Source organism: Hungatella sp. L36 (assembly GCF_014288035.1).
The window spans coordinates 81,229-104,461 of sequence record NZ_JACOPC010000015.1 but is presented as its reverse complement, the minus strand read 5'-3'; the positions used below and the strand labels follow the sequence as shown (position 1 = coordinate 104,461).

Below are 23,233 nucleotides of genomic sequence, written 5' to 3'. Positions count from 1 at the left end.
GAACGATGGAGGTACAGGACGTGTATTTTGGAGCGCAGTATTACAGGCCGCCATTCCCGGACAGGACGTGTTGGGAGCGCGATTTTTTAAATATGAAGCAGCTGGGATTTCATGTGGTAAAGCTTTGGGCGGTATGGAACGATATTGAGCGGGAACCGGATCATTTTGTGTTCGATGATCTGGACCGGCTGACAGAGCTTGCCGGAAAGAACGGTCTGAAGGTGATTATCAATACGATACCGGAAGGGGCGCCGTACTGGCTGTATGAGGCATACCCGGACTGTCTGTACGAGACTGTGGAAGGAAAGAAAATTACCATGGGCGGACCTGCGAACCTTCCGACAGGGGGATGGCCAGGACTCTGTATGGATAATCCGGAAGTTTCGGATCTGGTGTGCAATTTTATCTTCCGTACAGCAGAGCATTACCGTGACAACAGCAGTGTGATCATCCTTGATGTGTGGAATGAACCGCACCTGGAGCCGATGTTCGATTATAAGAATGAGCTCCTCTGTGCCTGCGGAGCGTCGAAACGGGCGTTCCGGGACTGGCTGAAGGTCAGGTATGGATCGCTGGAGCGTTTAAACGAGGCATGGTTTCGTCGGTATTCCGACTGGGAGGAGATTGTTCCTCCGCCGCGGTTTGGGACATATACGGATATGATGGACTGGAGGCGGTTCTGGTTATACAATCTGGCCGAATGGCTGAAACGGCGTGTGGAAGCGGCGAGACGCGGCGCACCAGGCAAGCTGATTCAGACCCACAGTGCCAGCGCGGATTATATGGGGGCTTCCAGTAACGGCGCGCTGGGTATAGAACTGTCCGATGAATTCCTGCTTGCCCGCGAGGTGGACGTGTTCGGGCTGTCCAGCTTTCCGAAGTGGCTGATGGGAGAGACGAAGCGGGACTACGATCTTTCTCATCTGCTTCAGTCAGAAATTATCTGCGCAGCCTCCCGAGAAAAGGTTTTCTATCAGGCAGAGCTTCAGGGCGGGGCCGGCGTACCGGGATTTCTGGCTCATAAGGTTCCAAAGAGAGAGGATATCCGTATCTGGAACTGGAATACTATCGCGGCTGGGGGGAAAGGCGTGGTGTACTGGCAGTACGCTCCGGAGCCCGCGGGAATGGAATCTCCCGGATTTGGCCTGACAGGCTTTAACGGAGAAAACACGGAGAGAAGTCTGGAGGCGGGCCGCTGCGCCAAGCTCTTCGAAGCGTATGAGCTGGACCGAAGCAGGCCGGTTCCGGCCATAAATGGCATCTACCTTTCCAGAAATGCGGACTTACTGCTCTTTGCAGCAGGCGCCCAGGAAGAGAAATATGCACACAGTATCTATGGTGTCTTTAAGTCCTGCACCGAAGGGGGAATACCTGTGAGATTTGTCCATGGAGACTATATGGAATCCGCGTGGGAAGAGGGCCTGCGGGTTCTGTATGTTCCCATGTCGCTTTCCCTGTCTGACGAAGAGCAGAGCAGAATCCTTGAGTTTGCCGGTATGGGCGGCCGCGTGGTTCTGGAAGCGGCCGCAGGCCTCTATTCGGAGATGGGGGAGATATCTGCGGGTGGATCAAGCTCTCCATGTCCCATGCTGGAAGCCGCTTTTGGGGCGGAGGAGATATCTCTGGACGCTGGGGACGGAGAGATTCCGGTGCTGGATAAAGTGGGCGCTGTCCTGTGTGAAGGCCTGTATTACAGGCAGACGATGAAGGCAGCCCGGGGGAAAGTGACCGGCTGGTTTGAAGACGGAACTCCTGCTATGGCTGAGGTGGAATATGGAAAAGGGGTAATACGGTGGACCGGAACATTTCCAGGGGCAGCAGTAAAGGATGCGGGGAGCCGTGCGGCGGCTGAATTTATACAAAAGCAGTTCAAAGCGGAAGGCTATTCTCTGTTTTCCGTACTTGAGGCGCCGGAGCTGATCGTCAGACTGCTCCAGACGGAGAACGGACCGGTTATGGCAGTTGTAAACCAGACACCGGAGAGCAGACCTCTCTTTGCCAGGGAACGGACAGGGAAGGAGTGGAGCCTGGAGGTCCCCGGATATGATGGAGTGCTGTTAATTTTAGAAACAGGGGAGCAACCATAGATGGGAAAACGAATAGGGATCGTAGGTACCGGGTTTATTGCGATGAAACATTTGGCTGCGTTCAAGGCGCAGAAGAAAGCGGAGATTGTGGGCATGTGTACCTATTCCAATATGGAAAAACTGCATGCCATCTGTGAGGAACACCAGATTATCCCGTTTGCCAGTATGGATGAAATGCTGGAAAAGGGAGAACTGGATGCAGTGGTTCTCTGCAGCGTGACTGCCTGCCACTATCAGGAAATATTAAAGGCCGCCGCTGCCGGGGTCTCCATGCTGGTGGAAAAGCCCGTGGTAGGGGAGACTGAACAGTACCAGCGCGTCAGGCGAGCCATCGAACAGAACCGGGTCATGCTTTTTCCAGGACATAATTTCATGTACCGGAGGCCCCTTTCGCAGATGAAAAAGCTGCTGGACGAGAAGGCGTTGGGAACAATACTCCAGTCCTCTTTCTTCTCAGCGCAGCTTCTGGATACCTCGGGTACAGAAAACTGGAGAAGGCAGAAGGAGCTGTCCTGCGGAGGTGCGTTAATCGACAGCGGACACCACATGATTTACCAGATGCTGTATCTTCTGGGCGTGCCGGCGCGGCTTCAGGCGTTTACGGCTAATCTGCGTTTGCAGGATCTGGATGGCGAAGATACTGCTCAGCTCAATATGCAGATGACGGATGGCTCGCTCTGCGTCATCACGGAGAGCTGGGCATCTGAAGCGGCAGACCAGTTAAACGGGATACGAATTCTGGGGACCGATGGGGAGATGCACTTAACGGATGCACTCTATGTAAATGGGGAAAGACTCTGTGACGCAGAGCCGTACGATCAGACATTTGTTAATCAGGCACAGGCATTTCTCGCCTGCCTGGATGGTACGTCAGAACCGCTGTCGACTCTGGAGGATTCCGAGCATACGCTTCAGATTATACGGGCGGCCTACCGGAGCTCGGCAGAGGGAAGCGTTTACAGAACGAAATGGCATAAGTAACAAATATAAAAAGTAAAGCATATAGCTTGAAAGCTGCTGCAAAAGCGGACGAGGGATCGTCTGTGGAACGGCAGCTTTTTTTGTTAAATGAAAACAACGGGATCACAGGATAACGTGTTTCCCCTCTGCGGCATATATTGTAGTAATACAGATAAAAGGATGCTGACATGCAGATATATGTTGTAAAAAGCGGAGATAATGTAGATTCCATAGCCGCAGAAGCCGGAATTCCCGTGAGTACGCTTCTGTGGGACAATCAGATTGCATATCCATATCGCCTGGCCGTGGGTCAGGCGCTTTTACTAGATAATGAACGAAACGGAAAAATGAAGAGCCCTCTGCACGTAAACGGCTACGCGTATCCATTTATAAACCCGGAGACTTTGGACTGGACGCTTCCTTATCTGACGGATCTATCTGTCTTCTCCTATGGGTTTACGACGGATGGGGACCTGATTCCGCCCATGGCTGACGACAGCTGGATGGTAAATGTGGCGTCGGCAAACGGCGTACGGCCTGTCCTGACGCTGACACCTCTGGGAGAGGACGGAAAATTCAACAATAATCTTGTGACGGTACTGGTAAACAATCCCGATGTCCAGAAAAACCTAATATGGGAGCTGGGGCGTACGATGACGCAGAAAGGCTACGGCGGAGTTGATATTGATTTTGAATACGTACTGGCGGAGGACCGGGTGAAATATGCAGAATTTGTAAAGCTGGTGAGACAGGTGATGAACCTGTTCGGCTATCAGGTGAGCGTTGCACTGGCTCCTAAGACGGCCAGAGACCAGAGGGGGCTGCTTTACGAAGGAATCGATTACCGCCTGCTCGGAGAGGCGGCCAACCGGGTTCTGCTGATGACGTATGAATGGGGATACACATATGGCCCGCCCATGGCAGTGGCCCCGATCAATATGGTCAGACGCGTGGCAGAGTACGCCCTGACGGAAATACCGGCGGAAAAGATCAGCCTGGGAATCCCCAACTACGGCTATGACTGGCCGCTTCCCTACGAGCAGGGGGTGACAAAAGCGGAGACAATCAATAACCTTCAGGCCATCGGAATCGCCATCGATCACGGTGTTCCCATCCAGTTTGATGAGACGGCAATGACGCCGTATTTCCGGTATTGGCAGTCTGGCGTTCAGCATGAGGTATGGTTTGAAGACGTTCGAAGCCTGAGGGCCAAATTTGATCTGATAAAAGAATTGGACTTATCAGGCGCCGGCTACTGGCAGATCATGAACTATTTCCGGGCAAACTGGCTGCTGCTTGCAGATATGTTTGAGATAAATAAAGTAAAAAAATAACTATTTTCTGTTATCATCTTCAATAACTCCTGAATCGTGGTATAATTATGACAGAGTAATGGGTGTAACGTTTATTTTCATGTCTGTTCAGGAGGGATTTTATGATGAAAAAAGGAAAATGCTTTGCAGCATTGCTGCTCACGGCCGTAATAGCAATGGCACCGGTAAACGCGTACGGTATTGAGACAGCAGGGGAGTATTTTGAGATCAGTTCAGAGGAGGCGGGAGCCTTCTTATACGATGGGACGACTGTCATGGCGGGGACTGACGGGGAAATGATTCTAACTAAATCTGAGAGTGGCTGGGTGCGCCGTGCCACGATCAGAACCACCGACATGAACGTCATAACAGCGGAGATTGCTCTGAATGAGGAAGGGTTCAATACAATTCGGTACCATGCAAAAAACGCCGGAAAGGCCCAGTTAATTGTTGTAGTACCCAGCGGAGCCGCTGTGAACATGGGAACTTTTTATGTTATGGACGCCAGGGGAGACGGGACCATAGACGGAGGATGGATACAGGAAAATGACCAGTGGAAATATAAGAAGGGCGATGGAAGCTTTTTAAGCAGTGCCTGGCTGATGGATAAGGGAAAACGTTATTATTTTGGAGAAGACGGCGTTATGGCTGTAAATCAGTGGCTGAAAGGCTGGTTCTGCTGGTATTACGCCGGACCGGATGGGGCCATGATGACCAATACTGTCACGCCTGACGGATATGAACTGGACGACACCGGGGCGTACTATGATCCGACATTGAGCGATTAAGAAAACAGGGAGAACGACGCGATAATATCAACCCGTTCTCCCTGCTTCTTTATTTACTTTCGTTCTTCAATCTCGTTCTTCAATCTCGTTCTTTAATCTCGTTCTTCAATCTCTTTCTTCAGCATTTCGGTAAACGCATCCAATGTCATAGTGACATTTTCACCGGAATCGCGGTAACGGACTGCCACCGTCTGATTCTCCTCCTCCTTCGCTCCTGCCACCAGCATATACGGAACCTTCTCAAGCTGTGCCTCGCGGATCTTGTAGCCGATCTTTTCAGGGCGTTCATCGATCTCACAGCGGATGTGGCTCTTCTTTAAGGCATCATACACATTTTTTGCATATGCTGCATTCTTGTCGGAGATCGGGAGCACCTTTACCTGAACAGGAGCCAGCCATGCCGGGAATTTTCCTGCATAATGTTCGATCAGAATGCCGATGAAACGCTCAATGGAGCCCAGCAGTACTCTGTGAATCATGATTGGGCGGTGTTTCTCGCCATCCGCGCCTGTATATTCCGCCTCAAACCGCAGCGGAAGCTGGAAATCAAGCTGTATGGTACCGCACTGCCAGGTGCGGCCTAAGGAGTCCTCTAAGTGGAAATCGATCTTCGGACCGTAGAAGGCGCCGTCGCCTTCGTTGATGATATATTCATATCCCATCTCATCAAGCGCTTCTCTTAAGCTGTTTGTCGCCATCTCCCAATCCTCGTCGCTGCCCATGCTGTCTTCCGGGCGGGTGGAGAGTTCGACGTGGTATTTAAAGCCAAACATATTGTAGACCTCGTCGATGAGGCGTACCACGCCTTTGATTTCATCGGTGATCTGATCTGGCGTCATGTAGATATGGGCATCGTCCTGTGTGAAGCAGCGAACCCGCATGAGGCCGTGGAGCGCGCCGGATTTTTCGTGGCGGTGTACCAGGCCGAGTTCTCCCATACGCAGCGGCAGATCACGGTAGGAACGCGGCTGGGATTTGTAAACCAGCATACTGCCCGGACAGTTCATGGGCTTGATTGCAAATTCCGTATCGTCAATGGTTGTTGTATACATGTTTTCCTTGTAATGATCCCAATGGCCGGAAGTCTCCCACAGAGAGCGGTTTAACATGATGGGAGTGGCGATTTCCACGTATCCCTCGCGCTCATGGATCTCACGCCAGAAGTTTGTCAGCGCATTTTTTAACACCATGCCCTTCGGCAGGAAAAATGGAAATCCCGGGCCTTCGTCCATGATTGTAAACAGACCCAGTTCTTTTCCCAGTTTCCGGTGATCACGCTTTTTCGCTTCCTCAATTCTGGTTAAATATTCCTCTAAATCGGAGGCCTTGGGGAACGATGTGCCATAGATTCTGGTCAGCATCTTATTGTGCTCGTCACCGCGCCAGTAAGCGCCGGCGATGGAGGTCAGCTTAAATGCCTTCACAGGACCAGTAGTCATTAAATGCGGCCCCGCACAGAGGTCGGTATATTCGCCCTGACGGTAAAAGCTGATGGTTTCTTCTTCCGGAAGATCCTCGATAAGCTCAACCTTGTAAGGCTCATCCTTCTCCTTCATGAGGGCGATGGCTTCCTCACGCGGAAGCGTAAAATACTCCAGTTTTAAGTCTTCTTTGACGATCTTCTTCATTTCCGCTTCCAAAGCTTCTAAGTCCTCCGGAGAAAATGGTTCCGGGCGGTCGAAGTCATAGTAAAATCCGTCCGCGATAGACGGCCCGATGGCCAGCTTAGTCTCCGGAAACAGCCTTTTGACGGCCTGTGCCAGAATGTGGGAAGTGGTATGGTGGAAGGCCGCCCTGCCGCCTTCGTCTTCAAAGGTCAGGATCGTAAGCCCGCAGTCTCCGGATACAATGGTACGCAGATCCGCCGGGGTTCCATCGATCTCCGCAGCGCACGCCTTTTTTGCCAGGCCGGCGCTTAAGGATGACGCAATCTCATAGACGGACAGCGGGCTGTCAAATTCTTTTACTTCTCCATTTTTTAAAGTTACTTTCATGATGATCCTCCTTATACTCTGAGATTTATGATGCTTTTTCGTGAGACGTGATTGTTTCAATCCACATTTGTTTATTCCCGCGAGCAACGAGCCAAACGGACACGCTGGCGCGTCCATTTGGCGACTGCCGCGAGGGTCAAATACCCCGCCGCTCGCGACGTTGCAAATTTGATGCCCCGTTGCTTGCGGCGGGGTTTTTGACTGTTGAAAAGAACAAAAAACACCCCTGGACAGAATAATCCTGTCCAAGGGTGCATGAATGTCGGATGCACGGTTCCACCTTGATTTTTCACTCGTGTCCAAACGTGAGACACTGCTTCCTTAACGCAGAAGATACGCCGCCATTGGTTTGACGGTGCTCGGGAGTGGTGTTCGCCATACTGTACGGAAAACGGCTTTCAGCAGGTATGCCGTTTTTCTCTGTCTCGCATTTAGAATGGGTACTGGTTCCGTCATTGCAGTTCGATTTGCTCTTATGATTCTTAGGTTATACCTTTCTTTTTTGTTTGTCAAGAGAAAATTTATCCATTGCAATTTTGATTCGTTTCTGTTATATTCATCTGTTATACAATAGATCCGTATAACAGAAAGGCAGGACGTCTGTTCATGTTTTTATATCAGATAAAGAACGAAGCAATCGCAATACTCGGCTGCAGAAGCTATGACGGCCTGGTCGAGATTCCTGAGACAATAGATGGAAAACCGGTAACAGAGCTGGCGGCATACGCTTTTTCCGAGGGCTGGGGACGGCGGGAAATGCTAAAGGCAGCGGGAAAGATTCTGCTGGCCGACGCCGAAGGGAATGCACAAAACGGAATGGAAGCGGAGATGAATGCCTCCAGTCCCGAGGCTGTCGAACTGCCGCCGGTGGCATGCTGCGGCCACTTAAAGGAAATCATTCTTCCGCGGACGATTAAAAAAATCGGCAACTACGCATTCTATAACTGTTTTGAACTGAATACGATCCGGTGCTATAGTACGATCGAAGATGTAGGGTCCGGCCTGTTTACCGGTTGTGCCGGCATCAGACATATGGATATTCACATAATTCCAGGCCACCGTTCCTGTTTTAAGGAACTGATATCAGAATTGAGACAGGAACTTTATGTAAACTATTATACAGAATCGGAATTAACTTCACCACCTGCAAAATCAGCTCTCCAGGCAAAACTGGTATTTCCGGAAATGTTTGAGGAATCCGTGGAAAATACACCCGCCCGCATCATCATGCGGGAAATGCATGGATGCGGCCACATGTACCGCTACTGTTTCGAGCAGACCGAATTCCGTTTTTCCAAATACGATGCGCTGTTTCCCCATATCAAAGTTCAGGAGCCGGAGCGGGTCGTCTGCTCCCTTGTAATGGGGCGGCTTAAGTATCCTTTGGAATTGATGGAACCGCATCGAGGGGCGTATGAGGAGTATCTGAGGGAACACATGGGTGGGGCCGCGGAATGTGCACTGGCAGCGGGAGACACGGAAACTTATTCCTGGCTGGCGGTCCATTATGCGGACCGGAAGGAAACGCTGGATGAGATGATCGAACTGGCCGGCCGGGAAGGTGAGACGGAGGTACTGAGCGGCCTGATGGATCTGCGCCACCGGCGTTTCCCGGCAAAAAAACGGTCATTTTCGCTGTAGGCATGTAAAGCAGGAAAATGACAGAAAGAAAACAATAAAGCAGCAAAACAATAAATCAACAAAACAATAAATCAATAAAACAATAAATCAATAAAACAATATAAAGAAAGGCAGGTGAAGCCATATGATAGATCCTTTGCGGCAGCAGCAGCTCGACGAGCTGGAAGAGGTAGAAATCTGCCACGATATTCTGACAAATTCCAGAAATGAACTGTATTTAAATTTTCGCTATCTGGACGTGGCCTTAAGCAGCCTTGGATTTCTGGCGGACCGCGCAGGGCGCGGAGTGGAAACGGATGGATTTCTCATCTATTACCAGCCGGAGCATTTGATGAGTATGTATAAACGGGGGAGGGTTTTGATTAACCGGGCCTTTCTTCACATGGTATTCCACTGCCTGCTGGGCCATATGGATACGCGGGGAAAACGGGCGGTCCCGTACTGGAATCTGGCCTGTGACATTGCCATAGAATCCATCATCGATGAATTTTATGTAAAGAACGTTTACCGCCATCAGTCGGTTTACCGGAGAGAAGTATACGCGAAGCTGAAGGAAAAGCTCCGGGTCCTGACGGCGGAGGGCATCTATAAGTCGCTTCAGGACATGGATTTAACCGAAGAGGAATACGAGCGCATGGCGGCAGAGTTTTACGTGGATAACCATGAACATTGGGAGAGGGAAGAAGATCCCAGGATTCGCCAGGAGCGCCAGAATAAGTGGCAGAATAACAGAGAGAAGATGCAGACGGAGATGGAATCCTTCGGCGAGAAGGACGCGGAGGACTCCAGAAGCCTGTTGGAGGCCGTGCGGGTTGAAAACCGGGAACGGTATGATTATAAGCAGTTTCTGCGCAGGTTTTCCGTACTTCGTGAGGAGAACGAGGTGGACCAGGATTCCTTCGACTACGTGTTTTATACGTATGGAATGGAGCTGTACGGCAATATGCCGCTGATTGAACCGCTGGAATCGAAGGAGGTTCACCGCATTGAAGATTTTGTGATCGTGGTGGATACTTCGATGTCCTGCTCCGGGGAGCTGGTGCGGCGGTTCCTGGAGGAGACGTATTCCGTGCTCTGTGAATCCGAGAGCTATTTCCGGAAAATCAATATCCACATCATACAGTGCGATGAGACGATCCGGTCTGATGAGACGATTACCAGCCAGGACGAAATGAAGGCCTATATGGAGAACTTTACTATATCGGGACTGGGCGGAACTGATTTCCGGCCGGCCTTTGAATACGTGAATGGACTGATGAATCAGGGGAAATTTAAGAAACTCAAAGGGCTTTTATACTTTACTGACGGAAAGGGAATATACCCTGTCCGAATGCCCGCCTATGACACGGCCTTTGTCTTTGTGGAAGGGCAGTATGAAGATGTATCCGTCCCCGCGTGGGCGATGAAAATTATCCTGACAGAGGAGGAAATCAATCAATTATGAATATAAAACGAGCCAAGGAAGAGATAAAAGATACCATTGAGGCGTATCTGCTGAAGGACGAGTACGGCGCCTATGAAATCCCATCTGTCCGTCAGCGTCCGGTTCTGTTAATCGGACCGCCGGGGGTGGGCAAGACGCAGATTATGGAGCAGATTTCGCGGGAATGCGAAATTGGGCTGGTGGCCTATACCATTACCCATCACACCCGGCAGAGTGCGATTGGACTTCCGTTTATCGTTAAGAAAGAGTATGGCGGTAAGCCGTACAGTGTGACGGAGTACACCATGAGTGAGATCGTGGCATCCATTTACAATAAAATCGAACAGACCGGTCTTTCGGAGGGAATTCTGTTTATCGATGAGATTAACTGCGTTTCGGAGACGCTTGCGCCTGCCATGCTGCAGTTTTTACAGTGTAAGACATTTGGAAACCATCAGATTCCGGAAGGCTGGATCATAGCAGCGGCCGGTAATCCGCCCGAATACAACAAATCCGTAAGGGATTTTGACGTGGTGACCCTGGACCGGATTAAAATGATTCACGTGGAGCCGGACTACGAGGTTTGGAAGCAGTATGCGTATGAACAGTCGATCCATCCCGCCATAATCTCCTATCTGAACGCGAGGCCGGAATCATTTTGCCGGATTGAGACAACGGTGGACGGCCGTCTGTTTGCTACTCCGCGAGGCTGGGAAGATTTATCACGATTTATTGAAGTATATGAAAAACTCGGAAAAAAGGCGGATCGGGAGGTGATCGGACAGTATCTCCAGTACCCGAAGATAGCCAAGGATTTCTCCAATTACCTGGAACTCTATTATAAATACCAGGACGATTACCAGATCGATGAAATTTTAGCAGGATCGATCCGGGAAAATCTCTGCAATAAGCTAAAGCATGCCCAGTTTGACGAGAAACTGAGCGTAATCGGCCTCCTGCTCTCGAAGCTGAACAGCGGATTTAAGCAGGTGGTAAAAGATGCGGAAAAGCTGGAAATTTTAATGGCGGAGTTAAAAAAGCTGCATGATGGAAGTCTGGACGGAGATATGGAGGAACGCTTCCTCACGGTGCAAAAGGAATTCAAACAGGTCTGGGAAAAGAAGCGGGAAGCCGGACTTTTAAACCGTCAGAGCGATTACCTGCACCGGGATGTGGAACGGATTCTGGAGCAGTATAAAAAAGAGCTTCGTTTCGCGGAAGCACCGGATCCGGAGGCGGCGTGGGAGACGGTAAGGTCTTACTTTGGCCGTGAGCGGGAGCGGTATGAAAAACGGTTCGACGAGAGCGGAACCATGCTGGAACACGCCTTTGATTTTATGGAAATATCCTTTGGAGACAGTCAGGAGATGGCGGTGTTTATCACCGAACTGAATACGAATTACTACAGCATAAAATTCCTTCAGGAATATGAGTGCCAGAGATATTACCAGTATAACGAGCGCCTTCTGTTCAACCGCCGGGAGGATGAGATAAAGGAACGGATCGACCATCTGGGAAAATGACAGGTGGTGCGGATTGTCTGTTAATTTAGTACAAAGTGTATAAAAACCCAAAAACTTCCCCATAATAAAAAAAGAAAGCCACTTCAATGAGAAAGGAAATCATTTTCTCCTCTGAGAGGCGGCAGTTATCGCACGCAGGCGGGGAAAAAAAGCCGCCGGGTGCTCACAACAAGGAGGTAGTGCCATGGGTAACAAAGCATTGGACTATACAGCCCTTACCATCGCCATTATCGGCGCGGTAAACTGGGGTCTGGTAGGCTTCTTCAATTTTAATCTGGTGTCATTCCTTTTCGGCAGCATGTCCTGGATTTCCAGAATCGTGTATGCGCTGGTCGGAATCTGCGGATTATACCTGCTCACCTTTTATGGTCGCTCAGAAGTAAGTACAGAAAGATAGTAACAGGAAAATGGCGGGAGAATTGCCAGGGCCTTTGAGGCTTCGGCGATTCTCCTGCTTTTTTGTGCAGCAGGAAAGTGCTCCTGTTACACAAAAAAGCCCTCCGGGCAGGAGGCACACTCCGCGCTATGGAAATATGGCCGCTGAAGCGACCGCGCTCCAATTTTTTACCTAAAAAATATTTTGATAGTTAATTAACGATCAAAACACAATTTTGTCAGAAAATGTATATTATACACAAAAATAATTCGATTAATTGTGAATAAAATATCTATTGTTGCCATTGTTTTCCAAAACTGTTATACTGGAGACAGAACAAAAGAGTGCGGCAGGGCCGCGGAGAATGCCCTGCATCAAATTTTTTATTAGAAAGGAGACGTTATATGGAAAATGCAGCAAGAGAGAGCTATAACCTGTACATCAACGGCCAATGGGTCGACGCATCCGATGGCGGTACATTTAAATCTTACTGTCCGGCGAATGGGGAATATCTGTCCACATGCGCGGAAGCTACGAGAGAGGATGTAGACGCCGCGGTAGATGCCGCATGGGCCGCGTGGGAGAGCTGGAAGAAGACGACGCCTGCAGAGAGGGCGGATGCACTGTTAAAGATTGCAGATGTGATTGATCAGAATAAGGAGAGACTGGCTCTTTTGGAGACGCTGGACAATGGAAAACCGATTAGAGAGACCATGACGATCGATATTCCGTATGCATCCGATCATTTCCGTTATTTCGCCGGAGCGGTGAGGACGGAAGAGGGAGAGGCGGCCATGCTGGATGAGAATACGCTGAGCCTGATCTTAAGGGAACCGATCGGTGTCGTGGGCCAGATCGTGCCGTGGAATTTCCCATTCCTGATGGCGGCCTGGAAGCTTGCGCCTGTGCTGGCAGCAGGGTGCTGTACAGTATTTAAGCCTTCCAGCTATACTTCCTTAAGCGTGCTGGAGCTGGCGAAGCTGATCGACGGAATTCTGCCTCCTGGTGTCTTTAATATTGTGACAGGAAGAGGTTCGAAGTCGGGGCAGTATATGCTGGAGCATCCGGGTTTCCGAAAGCTGGCATTTACAGGATCATCCGAGGTGGGATGCCAGGTAGGATGCGCGGCTTCGGAGAAACTGATACCGTCCACGCTGGAGCTGGGCGGCAAATCGGCTAATATTTTCTTCCCGGACTGCAAATGGGATATGGCGATGGACGGACTGCAGCTGGGGATCCTGTTCAACCAGGGGCAGGTATGCTGTGCCGGATCCCGTGTATTTGTGCATGAAGACATTTATGACAGATTCGTGGAAGAGGCTGTGGAAAAGTTTAACAGCGTAAAGGTTGGCCTTCCGTGGGAGGCGGACACAATGATGGGATCTCAGATCTATGAGGCTCATTTGAATAAGATTCTGGACTACATAGAGATTGGAAAGAAGGAGGGAGCAAGGGTAGCCTGCGGCGGTGAACGAATCACGGATGGAGAACTGGCAAAGGGCTGCTTCTTAAAGCCGACGCTGCTTGTAGACGTGACAAATGATATGCGGGTGGCGCAGGAAGAGATCTTCGGACCGGTGGCGGTTGTGATGAAATTCAAGGATGAGGAAGATGTGATCCGTATGGCCAATGAGAGTGAGTACGGTCTGGGCGGCGCTGTGTGGACCCGGGATATCAACCGGGCTGTCCGTGTCTGCCGTGCAATCGAAACAGGCCGTATGTGGGTGAATACGTATAACGCAATTCCGGCCGGAGCGCCGTTTGGCGGCTACAAGAAGTCGGGGATCGGCCGTGAGACCCATAAGGTTATTCTGGAGCACTATACCCAGATGAAGAACATTATGATTAATCTGTCTGAAAATCCATCAGGATTCTATTGATTCGATGCATGAACTGAAGCGGAGACGGCGGAGAGGTGAAACTTTGACGCTTAGCGTGTGTAAGTGTATTATAATCTGCGAAAGGTAAAGAACTGCCGGACAGACTGCCGGATACAGGAATGGAGATGAGATTCCTTGTATCCAGCGGGTCTGTCCGGCAGTTTATCCTGTTTAGCCATTCTCTTCCAGTATCCCAACAATTCTTTTCATAGATTCCTGGTATTCCTGATCGGTCGAGTTATAGAATAAAAGAAGATCATCGTCAGAGCTGTCCGGCCGGTCAATGGCTGAAGGAATCGAAAAATCCACACCACTGATATATTTATCCCAGTTTTCCAGCTTCCATGTGTCCCGGCTGGAGTTGCGGTGTATCATGCGCTGATGGCAGATCTCAGGGGCAGTCACGACCCAGATGATCTCCAGGCGGGCGTTCTTCATTGCCAGCCGCTTCCGGAACTGATCCATATATTCCGGGTTCCGTATTTCGCGGGTAAACGGCGCATTAATCAGGACAATATCGTCATAATCCAACGCCTCCATGGCAATATTAATGATAGCCTCATATTCATAATTGCGAATATTGGATTCAAAAAAGTCGGAACTCCGGTTGCGTTCCTCACCTGCCACATCGAAAATGCGGTTAGACAGGACGATCAGGGTATCTTTGTCCAGATAGACGACGTGCTTCAGATTTTTTGCCAGTTGTTTCGAGATGTAGGTTTTCCCGCATGCCGGCGGTGAGGTTACCAGTATCATTTTTTTCAAGACAAATTCCTCCTCTTGCGGCCTGTAAATGGCAGACTGTGTTGATTTACGCCTATTATAAATGGTTTGCCTGTAAAAGTTCAAGGCGGTTTTCTGTAAAGATTAATAGCAGAACAGATAAAATATGGTATAATAAAATAAATTTACTTGAGAAGGAGATTCTTTATGTTTTTCGTCTTTGGAATCAGTCAGGGAAAGAAGGCGCTGGAATACGCGAAGACCGTTATCTGCGCTCAGTGCGGCGGTTATGGGAGATATCAGGTTTTTATGACCTACTCTTATTTCAGCCTCTTTTTCATTCCCATCATAAAATGGAACCGGCATTATTACGTTCAGATGTCATGCTGCAGTACCATCTATGAACTGGATCAGGAGGTGGGAAGGCGTCTGGCGCATGGAGAACAGCCGGATATAACCGAAAAGGATTTAACGCTTGTGCAGGCTGGTCGCAGAGTGTCCGGATGGAACCGGAAACGGTGTGAAAACTGCGGGTATGAGACCGAAGAGGACTTTGAATACTGCCCGAAATGCGGAACGAAGCTTTAATAAGAGTCGGATGCCAGGCTTTTAATGAAATGGTGTCCCATTTAGTGCCCCAATATAGTAAAAGCCTGTGAGAAGCCTTAAAGCGATATATCTGGGTTTGAAGGAATTGTATTGAGCTTGTAGAATAAAATAAATGAAGATGGGGTAATGCGCATTTGGCAAATATTACGCAGGTAAAGGTAGGTGAACCATTATGGATGCAACTGCTTTTTGGAAAGTAATTGGTGAATACAACAGCCAGACTATAACAGTTCAAATCATATTGATGCTGTTTCTTGTACTTGGACTAATACTGTCTTATACAGGTAAAATAAAGTGGAGTGCAAAACTGGTTCTTGGTGTCGCTAACTTATACATTGGGATTGTGTTTTTTGGCGTATTTGGAACAGAACCAATTCAATTTTTTTTCGCGCTGCCGCTGTATTTGTGCTGCGGAGGACTGTTATTATTTGAGTGCATTAAAAACAAAGATGATGTTTTGGAAAAACCCAAGAGATGGCAAAGTATCTTGCTGTTACTGTTCGTTTTGTATCCCGCGATTTCATTTCTTTTAGGCAACACTTTTCCCCAAATGGTAACTTACATAATGCCATGTCCCATAGTAAGTGTCAGCATTGCAGTTTACTCCGGTTATCGCAGAAAGAATAGATTTTTACTTTTGCTGTTGACGATTTGGGGGCTAACCGGGATAAAATCACTAATATTTAGCGCATATGAAGATATTATTTTATTAGTTGCTGGAATATATGGTGTCTGCCTTATTTTTAATAATTATAAGGGGCGGAGCGCCAATCGGTAATGCGTATTCCTGGTATAACGCGTATACCTTATTTTGCCGGTAACATGAGTGGCAAGCAGGGCACAACGGTACACACCTTTGTGCTTTTTCCTATTTGGGATCCCCATGAATGCCCCCTTGTCGGGGCGGCTGCGCTCCTTACGGAGCTATAAAACTGGCGGCCTATTGTGGCCTTAGTGCCAGCGTTTAGTCCGTTTGGAATGGAGCGTTTCGCATGTATCATTTCTACGACTGGAAAGAAAGTTTGTGGTGTCCAAAGTGGTATCCCAATAAAATAACAGTTTGAGAGAAGCCTTAAAGCGATACATCCAGGTTTGACAGAATTGTATTGAAATCGTAGAATGAAACAAATGGCAACGGGTTCATGCACAATAGGCGAACAGGGTGAACATGAATGCAAAAATTATACTTATGCTTTGTTAAATGCAATATGAATATGTGCATCAAATTGTTAATATTAGGAGTGAATTCATGACAGATAAAAAGATTGCAATTCAATTTACAGTAGTAACATTCATCATTGCTTATGCAACGGCAGGTGCGCTTATTTTTTTGGGTCAGTTTGGTTATAGAGTCTATAACTTTACAAATACATTTGGACAATTTGCGTCAAACATCCCTTTTGCCATATATATTTTGTCGCCGGGGATTGCATCTTATTTTGTACTAAAGAAAAACAAGCGAATTACCAGCTTCAGAGGATGGCTGAAAAACGTATTTTATGTAAAAGGCAATATCTATCCCTATTTATTTGTTATGTTCGGATTGGTGATATATTTTGGCATACACCTTGCTGTTTCGGGACACGCATTAACAGAGTTTCCGCTGTATGTGTTTTTACTTTCTTTGCCGGGCAATCTTATTATCGGCGGTTTAGAGGAATCAGGCTGGATGTATGTATTGCAGCCAATGCTTGATAAAAAGTACGGCTATCTTCTCTCATCCGTATTTACCGGAATAATTTGGATTTTTTGGCATATCCCTCTTTTTTTCATTCCGGGAACGAATCATGGAGATGGGCTAATTGACTTTGGTATGTTTGCTGTTCAATGTTTGGCTTTCCGATTTTTCTTTGGAGCAGTCTACAAAGTATCAGGCAAAAACCGCATATTCATGTGTGTGTTGTTTCACACGATGTTTAATGCGGCATCTGCTGTTTTTGGAACGATAACGATGAACTGGACTGGCACAATCACTGCAAATACTGCGATTATTTTTGCCTCAATAGTAACTGTTCTAATGTATTACAAAAGACATCGGCAACTATTATGAGTGTACACACTCATACTCTTTTCACAATTTATGTACCACTCAAATTGTGAAAATCCGCTTGTTGGATGTGCCCCCCAATCCCCGTATGAACGCCTCTTGGCGGGGCAACTGCGCGCCCGTCGGATGCTGGTCGAGCGGTATTTAGATTGCCCCAAATAGTGCCCGGCTTGTTCTATTGCCTTGCAAAGAGCTATGGGAAGAAAATTAGCGGATATGCGACAATATGGGTTTCATGCAGGTTTACGGGGTGTCTTAATAATACGGGGTAAGAGCTTTTAAACCGTTTTTTCGGCTTCAAGCAATAAAAAATAAAGATAAAGATAAATATAAAGATAAAGAAGGGCTTCCCAGTCAGCGGGAAGTCTTTTTTTGTAATTGAAAAGCGCCTCTATCACACAAAAAGCTGCCCGTACTTCCAGTAGATTCCTCTATCTGATTTACCATTTTCAGTGGTATAATACGTTTGAATTTTAATAATGTTTAAAAAGTTTCATGTAGTTGAAACTTTTTTGAATGTTGGCACGTCTAAAGGATAGATATAAGAAAAAAGACAGAAAAAAGACAAGAGGTAACCGAATGAAAAGAGTACATATGAAAATTAAGGCGCTGATGCTGGCGCTTCTGGTGTTTTCAGGCACCATCCAGGCTCCGGTGCAGGCGGTAATCGCCCGGGCGGAAGAGCCTGTAAAAATAAGCTATCAGGCGTTTAATAACCCTACTGCATGGAGTGATAAGCAGGCAGACGATTCGCCGTATACAGCCCCGGAGGGAACCTATATGACCGGATTTCAGGCTGAATTACTGAATCAGCCGCAGAACGTCACCGGAGGTCTGACATATCAGGTGGAGGTGGGCGGCACTGGCTGGACGGAATGGACGGCGGGAAGTGTCATGGCCGGCCGTACAGAGGGAGATGCTCCGCTTACTGCATTCCGGGCGAGGCTGACCGACGGACTGAGCAGTCTGTATGACGTCTGCTATACGGTCCAGCAGAATGGAGCGTGGACTCCCTGGGTGAGAAACGACGAGGGGACAGCCGGTCAGGAGGGAAGCGGACTTAAAATAACGGGAATACGCATGACGATTGTCACAAAGGGCGCGGCGATACCTGGAGAAAAAGCAGCCGTACAGGGCATTGACCCAAACCGCCCTATGATAGCGCTGACATTCGACGACGGCCCTCACGCACCTGTCACCAACCGGATTCTGGACAGCCTGGAAGCGAACGGAGGACGGGCCACTTTCTTCATGGTGGGAAATCGTGTGACAGGAAAGGCAAATAAGGCGGCGGTAGCGAGGATGGCCGCACTGGGATGTGAAGTAGCCAATCATACGTATGAACATAAAGCAATTACAAAACTGGGAGCAGAGGGAATTAAGTCACAGCTGGCACGAGCCAATGACAGCATACGTCTGGCAGGCGGTGTATCCCCTGTACTCATGCGGCCGCCGGGCGGAGCGAAGAGCGACGCGGCCATGAAGACCGTCGGTTCCATGGGGATGTCTGCGGTGCTGTGGTCTATCGACACCCTGGACTGGAAGACGAAAAATAAGCAGAAGACCATCGATGCGGTCATCGGCCATGTAAAAGACGGAGATATTGTGCTGATGCACGATTTGTATGGAGCAACCGCGGACGCCGCAGAGGTTATCATTCCAAAGCTGAAGGAAATGGGATTCCAGCTGGTGACAGTGAGCGAGCTGGCCAGCTACAGAGGCGGTATCCAACCGGGAAAGGTGTACAGCAGATTCCGGCCATAATATCATTGTAGAACCGCCGGAAATACAGTATAATTAATACGCCCGGCTCATCTGCATCGACAACACGCAGCGCCGGTAAATCCCCCGAAACTGTTCCGGCACAGTTTTGGAATCAAGGAAAGACGGGTATCTGCTATGGCGTTTAAGACGAAGAAAGATTTAATTAAGCATTGTCTGACTTATCCGGACGTTTACGAGGACTATCCGTTTCACGATACGGAATGGGCTGTGATCCGGCACAGGAAGAATAAAAAGGTATTTGCATGGATCTATACGCGTGAGGAAAAGACCTGTGTGAATGTAAAATGTGATCCCGAATGGACAGAATTCTGGAGAAATGCATTTCCGGGCGTTCTGCCCGGGTACCATCTTAATAAGAAGTACTGGAATACAATTTTACTGGATGGTACGGTCCCGGATCCGGATATAAAAAGAATGATTGGCGAGAGCTTTGATCTGACAATGGAAAAGCGATGAGGCAGGCAGACCCTGTATCATCGCTTTTTTATGTATTTGGATTCGGTCAAAGTAAAGTGCATGGAATTCAGATGCCGATATAGCGTATATTTTGGTGTTTTTTCTCCCCTTAACAAGGTTAAATGTTGCCTGATTTGGGATTGGATATTTATGTTTCATGCTTTAATTTTAAAATCGACCTTTTGACACCCTAATCGTATTTGGAAAGTACTTCTATTACATAAATAGCCCTCCGGGCAGGATACGCACTTCGCGCCAGGGAAATATGGTTGCCGGAGCTCGCTTTTCATTGCTGAAATGCCTTCTCCCGCCGCTCCCGGCATTTAATATGAAAATATTACACCCTTTTAGAAATTTAGTCTCTGTTTTTTCCATATAACCGATGGTAGAATTTAACTATCAAATAAAAAGCGCGCGCAGAGAGTTGAATATAAGACAAAACAGGGAGGTTTCAATCATGAAGCATAAATTAGTATCGGTGGTACTGGCGGCGGCCATGCTGGCATCGTCTTTAACGGGCTGTGGTTCCAAAGCGGAGACAACGGCAAAAAATGACAGCGGCGCCATTACATTAAAAGTATTCTCGAACCTGCCAGACAGAAAAAATGGTCAGGGCCTGGTGGAACAGATGATTATCGATGACTACATGAAGGAAAATACGAATGTGAAAATCGAAGTGGAAGCTCTGGACGAGGAAGCGTATAAGACGAAGTTCAAGGCATACTCCATGGAAGGCATGCCGGACGTCGTCAGTATCTGGGGACAGCCGTCCTTCCTGGACGAGGTGCTGGATGCGGGAGTGCTTGCTGAGTTAAATGAGGCAGACTATGCGGATTATGGCTTTATCTCCGGTTCCCTGGAAGGCTTTAAGAAAGATGGAAAGCTGTATGGCCTTCCCAGAAACACAGACGTGGCCGGCTTCTATTATAATGAGAAAATGTTTAAGGACAACGGCTGGGATGTACCCGCAACGTATGATGAATTATTAGACCTGGCTCAGAAAATCAGCGGCGCGGGGATTACACCGCTGGCCATGGACGGCGGAGACGGCTGGCCGATGGCAATCTATCTGTCTGATATCCTCTTTAAACTGACCGGCGACTATACGGGCATTGTCAGCAACGCAGTGAGCACAGGGGACTTTACGGACCCGGCATTCAAACAGGCGACAGAGATTTTAAAAGAGACGGCGGACGCCGGCCTGTTCCAGAATGGTTACGATTCCCAGGATTACGGAACGGCCATGAACTTGTTTACCAACGGCCAGGCGGCCATGTTCTACATGGGAAGCTGGGAGGCTTCCATGGCCATGAACGAAGACATCCCGGAAGAGGTCAGAACCAATATCAGAGTCTTCACCATGCCGACGATTGCCGGCGGAAAAGGTGCGGCTACAGATATTGCGGCTTGGAACGGCGGCGGTTATGCGGTGTCTGCGAAATCTGAGGTAAAAGAAGAGGCGATCAAATTCTTAAACTATATGTATCAGCCGGATAAGTTATCCAAGTATGGCTGGGAGAACGGCGTAGGCATGTCGGCCCAGGATCAGACCAGCTACATGAGCGGGAAAGAGACAAAGCTTCAGATGCAGTTCGTAGAAGCAGTAAACGGGGCCTCCAGAGTATCCGGGACACCGGTCAATGACTGCGGCCCTTCCGCATTCAAGACCAGTATTGAAAGTGAAATCCAGAGCGTTTCCAACGGCACAATCACCGTGGATGAGTTCCTTTCTAAAATCGGCGAAGCATGCAAATAACGAACAGAGAAAAAGTATAAGCTGATTACGGCCGCCGGAGAACAAACCGGCGGCCGTAATTTTCAGAAAGGGGAAGTTTATGAAAAAATTATACAGCAACAAACTGGTCATCCTAAGCCTTGTCCTTCCGGGCCTGCTGTTGTTCGTGTTTGCGATTCTGGCCCCCATTTGCCTCAGTGTCTATTACGGATTTACAGACTACTCCGGAATGGGTTCCTACAATTATATCGGGCTGGAGAATTATCACAGACTGATGAAGGATCAGGTTTTCTGGACCTCCCTCAAGAATTCGCTCCTCTTAGCCATCGGCTTTATCTGCATTCAGCATCCGCTGGCGCTGATCGTGGCGGCAGTGCTGGATAAGCTGGGAGGACGGGGAGAAGGTTTTTTCCGCTGCGTGTACTTTGTGCCCAATGTTATCTCCGTAGCGGTTATCGCATACCTGTGGAAATTTATCTATAATCCCGATTTCGGCCTGTTAAACAATATCATCAAGCTGTTGGGCGGAGACGGCGGAATCAACTGGCTCAGCCAGGGCAGGGCCATCTGGTCGGTACTGATCGTACTGATTTGGCATGGATTTGGATGGGGAATGTTAATTTACTACACGGGAATCAAAAATATAGACCCCACCCTGTATGAGGCGGCGGCCATTGACGGGGCCAATCAGAAAACCACATTCTTGCGGATCACCCTTCCGCTGATGAAGCCGGTGATTCAGGTAAATGTGACCATGGCGGTCATATCCGCATTAAAACAGATGGAGACCGTGTACCTGCTTACCAACGGCGGGCCCGGCAACAGCACGCAGTTTGCTGCAAATTACTTATATCAGCAGGCGTTTAAAGCGTTTAAGTATGGCTACGGTAATGCCATCGGCGTCATTTTCATCATCATCTGCCTGGTGGTTACCATTTTACTGAACACCGTTTTCGCTGACCGCGATGAAGATGCGGGAAGGAGAAGCGGATTGAGCAGAAGGAGGGCGAAATCATGAACCAAACGGATATAAGAACGTTTTCCTGGAAAAAAACGCTTCTTTGGGCGGTGCTGATTCTTGTGGCGGTCGTTCAGATCTTCCCCTTAATCTGGCTGGCAGATTTTTCCCTGGCAAGCAGCAATGAGATGTTTACCAGCGGACTTCTCGTAATCCCGAAGAAGATCCAGTGGGGGAATTATGTTAAAGCTTTTATAGATGGTCATTTTCTGTTATACTTAAAAAACAGTATCCTGATAAACGGACTGGCGGTCATCCTGGTGCTTCTCGTATCGATTATGGCAGGCTTCGCATGCCGCAGAATGAACTGGAAATTAAGGGGCCTTGTGAAGACGCTTCTGCTCATGGGGATGATGATTCCCATTCATGCGACGCTGCTTCCAAATTATAAGATATTCAATCAGCTGGGACTGACCGATACCATCTGGGCGCTGCTGATCCCGTACGTGGCATTTTCGCTTCCCCAGGGACTGTTTTTGATGTCCAGCTTCATGGAATCCATTCCGGTAGAGCTGGAGGAGGCGGCAGTCATGGACGGATGCGGGATCTACCGGATCGTTTTCCGGATAATCACGCCCATGATGAAATCGTCCATCGCTACGGTGTCGATCATGACGTTTCTGAACAACTGGAATGAATTTATGATGGCCAGCACCTACTTAAGCTCGCCAAAATGGAAGACGCTTCCATTCTCGGTTCTGGAGTTTACCGGCCAGTATTCATCCAATTACGCCGTGCAGTTTGCGGTTATGGCTCTGACAGCGGCACCGGCAGTGATTGTATATATTCTGCTGAATAAACATATTACGAAAGGTGTGGCCATGGGAGCGGTCAAAGGCTAGCGCCGCCCGGCGTAAATACGCCAGGTAGCACTA

19 protein-coding genes are annotated in these 23,233 nt (G+C 48.6%); 17 read left to right on the top strand and 2 right to left on the bottom strand.

Going from position 1 to position 23,233, the window contains the following annotated elements; genetic code table 11:
• Positions 1-20: 20 nt before the first annotated feature.
• From H8S80_RS26850 to H8S80_RS26835, 4 genes are all read left to right on the top strand, one after another.
• Positions 21-2,087, top strand: a complete 2,067-nt coding sequence (locus H8S80_RS26850; RefSeq protein WP_181988021.1) for a beta-galactosidase — start codon at positions 21-23, stop codon at positions 2,085-2,087.
• Complete coding sequence (locus tag H8S80_RS26845) at positions 2,088-3,068, top strand: Gfo/Idh/MocA family protein (protein ID WP_117632951.1); 981 nt, start codon at positions 2,088-2,090, stop codon at positions 3,066-3,068.
• Between the two features lie 167 nt (positions 3,069-3,235).
• Positions 3,236-4,381, top strand: coding sequence for a glycosyl hydrolase family 18 protein (locus tag H8S80_RS26840; RefSeq protein WP_117632952.1), 1,146 nt, complete (start codon positions 3,236-3,238; stop codon positions 4,379-4,381).
• 101 nt (positions 4,382-4,482) lie between these two features.
• Complete coding sequence (locus H8S80_RS26835; RefSeq protein WP_117632953.1) at positions 4,483-5,148, top strand: hypothetical protein; 666 nt, start codon at positions 4,483-4,485, stop codon at positions 5,146-5,148.
• A 92-nt stretch (positions 5,149-5,240) separates the two neighbouring features.
• Here H8S80_RS26835 and thrS read toward each other — a convergent pair whose 3' ends face one another.
• The gene (thrS, locus tag H8S80_RS26830) at positions 5,241-7,142 is read right to left on the bottom strand and encodes a threonine--tRNA ligase (RefSeq protein WP_117632954.1); all 1,902 of its coding nucleotides are present in this window, start codon (positions 7,140-7,142) and stop codon (positions 5,241-5,243) included.
• Positions 7,143-7,748: 606 nt separating this feature from the next.
• On the opposite strand from thrS, the gene H8S80_RS26825 reads away from it, so the two are divergent.
• From H8S80_RS26825 to H8S80_RS26805, 5 genes are all read left to right on the top strand, one after another.
• On the top strand, positions 7,749-8,783 hold the full coding sequence (locus tag H8S80_RS26825; protein WP_117632955.1) for a leucine-rich repeat protein: 1,035 nt from the start codon (positions 7,749-7,751) through the stop codon (positions 8,781-8,783).
• Between the two features lie 124 nt (positions 8,784-8,907).
• On the top strand, positions 8,908-10,227 hold the full coding sequence (locus tag H8S80_RS26820; protein WP_117632956.1) for a vWA domain-containing protein: 1,320 nt from the start codon (positions 8,908-8,910) through the stop codon (positions 10,225-10,227).
• Positions 10,224-11,729 (top strand): ATP-binding protein, encoded by a 1,506-nt coding sequence (locus H8S80_RS26815; protein ID WP_117632957.1) that lies wholly within the window; start codon positions 10,224-10,226, stop codon positions 11,727-11,729. Before H8S80_RS26820 ends, H8S80_RS26815 begins: the two co-directional genes overlap by 4 nt.
• A gap of 184 nt (positions 11,730-11,913) precedes the next feature.
• Positions 11,914-12,126, top strand: a complete 213-nt coding sequence (locus H8S80_RS26810) for a DUF378 domain-containing protein (protein ID WP_002605301.1) — start codon at positions 11,914-11,916, stop codon at positions 12,124-12,126.
• Between the two features lie 383 nt (positions 12,127-12,509).
• Entirely contained in the window at positions 12,510-13,985 is a 1,476-nt protein-coding gene (locus tag H8S80_RS26805; protein WP_117632958.1) for an aldehyde dehydrogenase family protein, read from the top strand.
• 171 nt (positions 13,986-14,156) lie between these two features.
• On the opposite strand, the gene H8S80_RS26800 is transcribed toward H8S80_RS26805, so the two are convergent.
• The gene (locus tag H8S80_RS26800; protein WP_034533437.1) at positions 14,157-14,741 is read right to left on the bottom strand and encodes a P-loop nucleotide/nucleoside kinase family protein; all 585 of its coding nucleotides are present in this window, start codon (positions 14,739-14,741) and stop codon (positions 14,157-14,159) included.
• Between the two features lie 174 nt (positions 14,742-14,915).
• Between H8S80_RS26800 and H8S80_RS26795 the strand changes: the two genes are divergently transcribed.
• The 8 genes from H8S80_RS26795 to H8S80_RS26760 all read left to right on the top strand — a co-directional run bounded on the left by H8S80_RS26795 (position 14,916) and on the right by H8S80_RS26760 (position 23,200).
• Entirely contained in the window at positions 14,916-15,296 is a 381-nt protein-coding gene (locus H8S80_RS26795; protein WP_002605298.1) for a zinc ribbon domain-containing protein, read from the top strand.
• 193 nt (positions 15,297-15,489) lie between these two features.
• Entirely contained in the window at positions 15,490-16,095 is a 606-nt protein-coding gene (locus H8S80_RS26790; protein WP_117632959.1) for a DUF6064 family protein, read from the top strand.
• A gap of 471 nt (positions 16,096-16,566) precedes the next feature.
• Positions 16,567-17,367: a CPBP family intramembrane glutamic endopeptidase gene (locus H8S80_RS26785; protein ID WP_117632960.1), complete on the top strand. Its 801-nt coding sequence runs from the start codon at positions 16,567-16,569 to the stop codon at positions 17,365-17,367.
• A gap of 576 nt (positions 17,368-17,943) precedes the next feature.
• Positions 17,944-19,128 carry a polysaccharide deacetylase family protein gene (locus H8S80_RS26780; RefSeq protein ID WP_117632961.1) on the top strand — a complete coding sequence of 395 codons (1,185 nt, stop codon included), beginning with the start codon at positions 17,944-17,946 and terminating at the stop codon, positions 19,126-19,128.
• Positions 19,129-19,263: 135 nt separating this feature from the next.
• On the top strand, positions 19,264-19,605 hold the full coding sequence (locus H8S80_RS26775) for an MmcQ/YjbR family DNA-binding protein (protein ID WP_117632962.1): 342 nt from the start codon (positions 19,264-19,266) through the stop codon (positions 19,603-19,605).
• 457 nt (positions 19,606-20,062) lie between these two features.
• On the top strand, positions 20,063-21,361 hold the full coding sequence (locus H8S80_RS26770) for an ABC transporter substrate-binding protein (RefSeq protein WP_117632963.1): 1,299 nt from the start codon (positions 20,063-20,065) through the stop codon (positions 21,359-21,361).
• Positions 21,362-21,440: 79 nt separating this feature from the next.
• Positions 21,441-22,358: a carbohydrate ABC transporter permease gene (locus H8S80_RS26765; protein WP_117632964.1), complete on the top strand. Its 918-nt coding sequence runs from the start codon at positions 21,441-21,443 to the stop codon at positions 22,356-22,358.
• A complete protein-coding gene (locus tag H8S80_RS26760; protein ID WP_117632965.1) occupies positions 22,355-23,200 on the top strand; it encodes a carbohydrate ABC transporter permease in 846 nt (281 codons plus the stop codon). The genes H8S80_RS26765 and H8S80_RS26760 overlap by 4 nt, the downstream gene beginning before the upstream one ends.
• Positions 23,201-23,233: the final 33 nt, after the last annotated feature.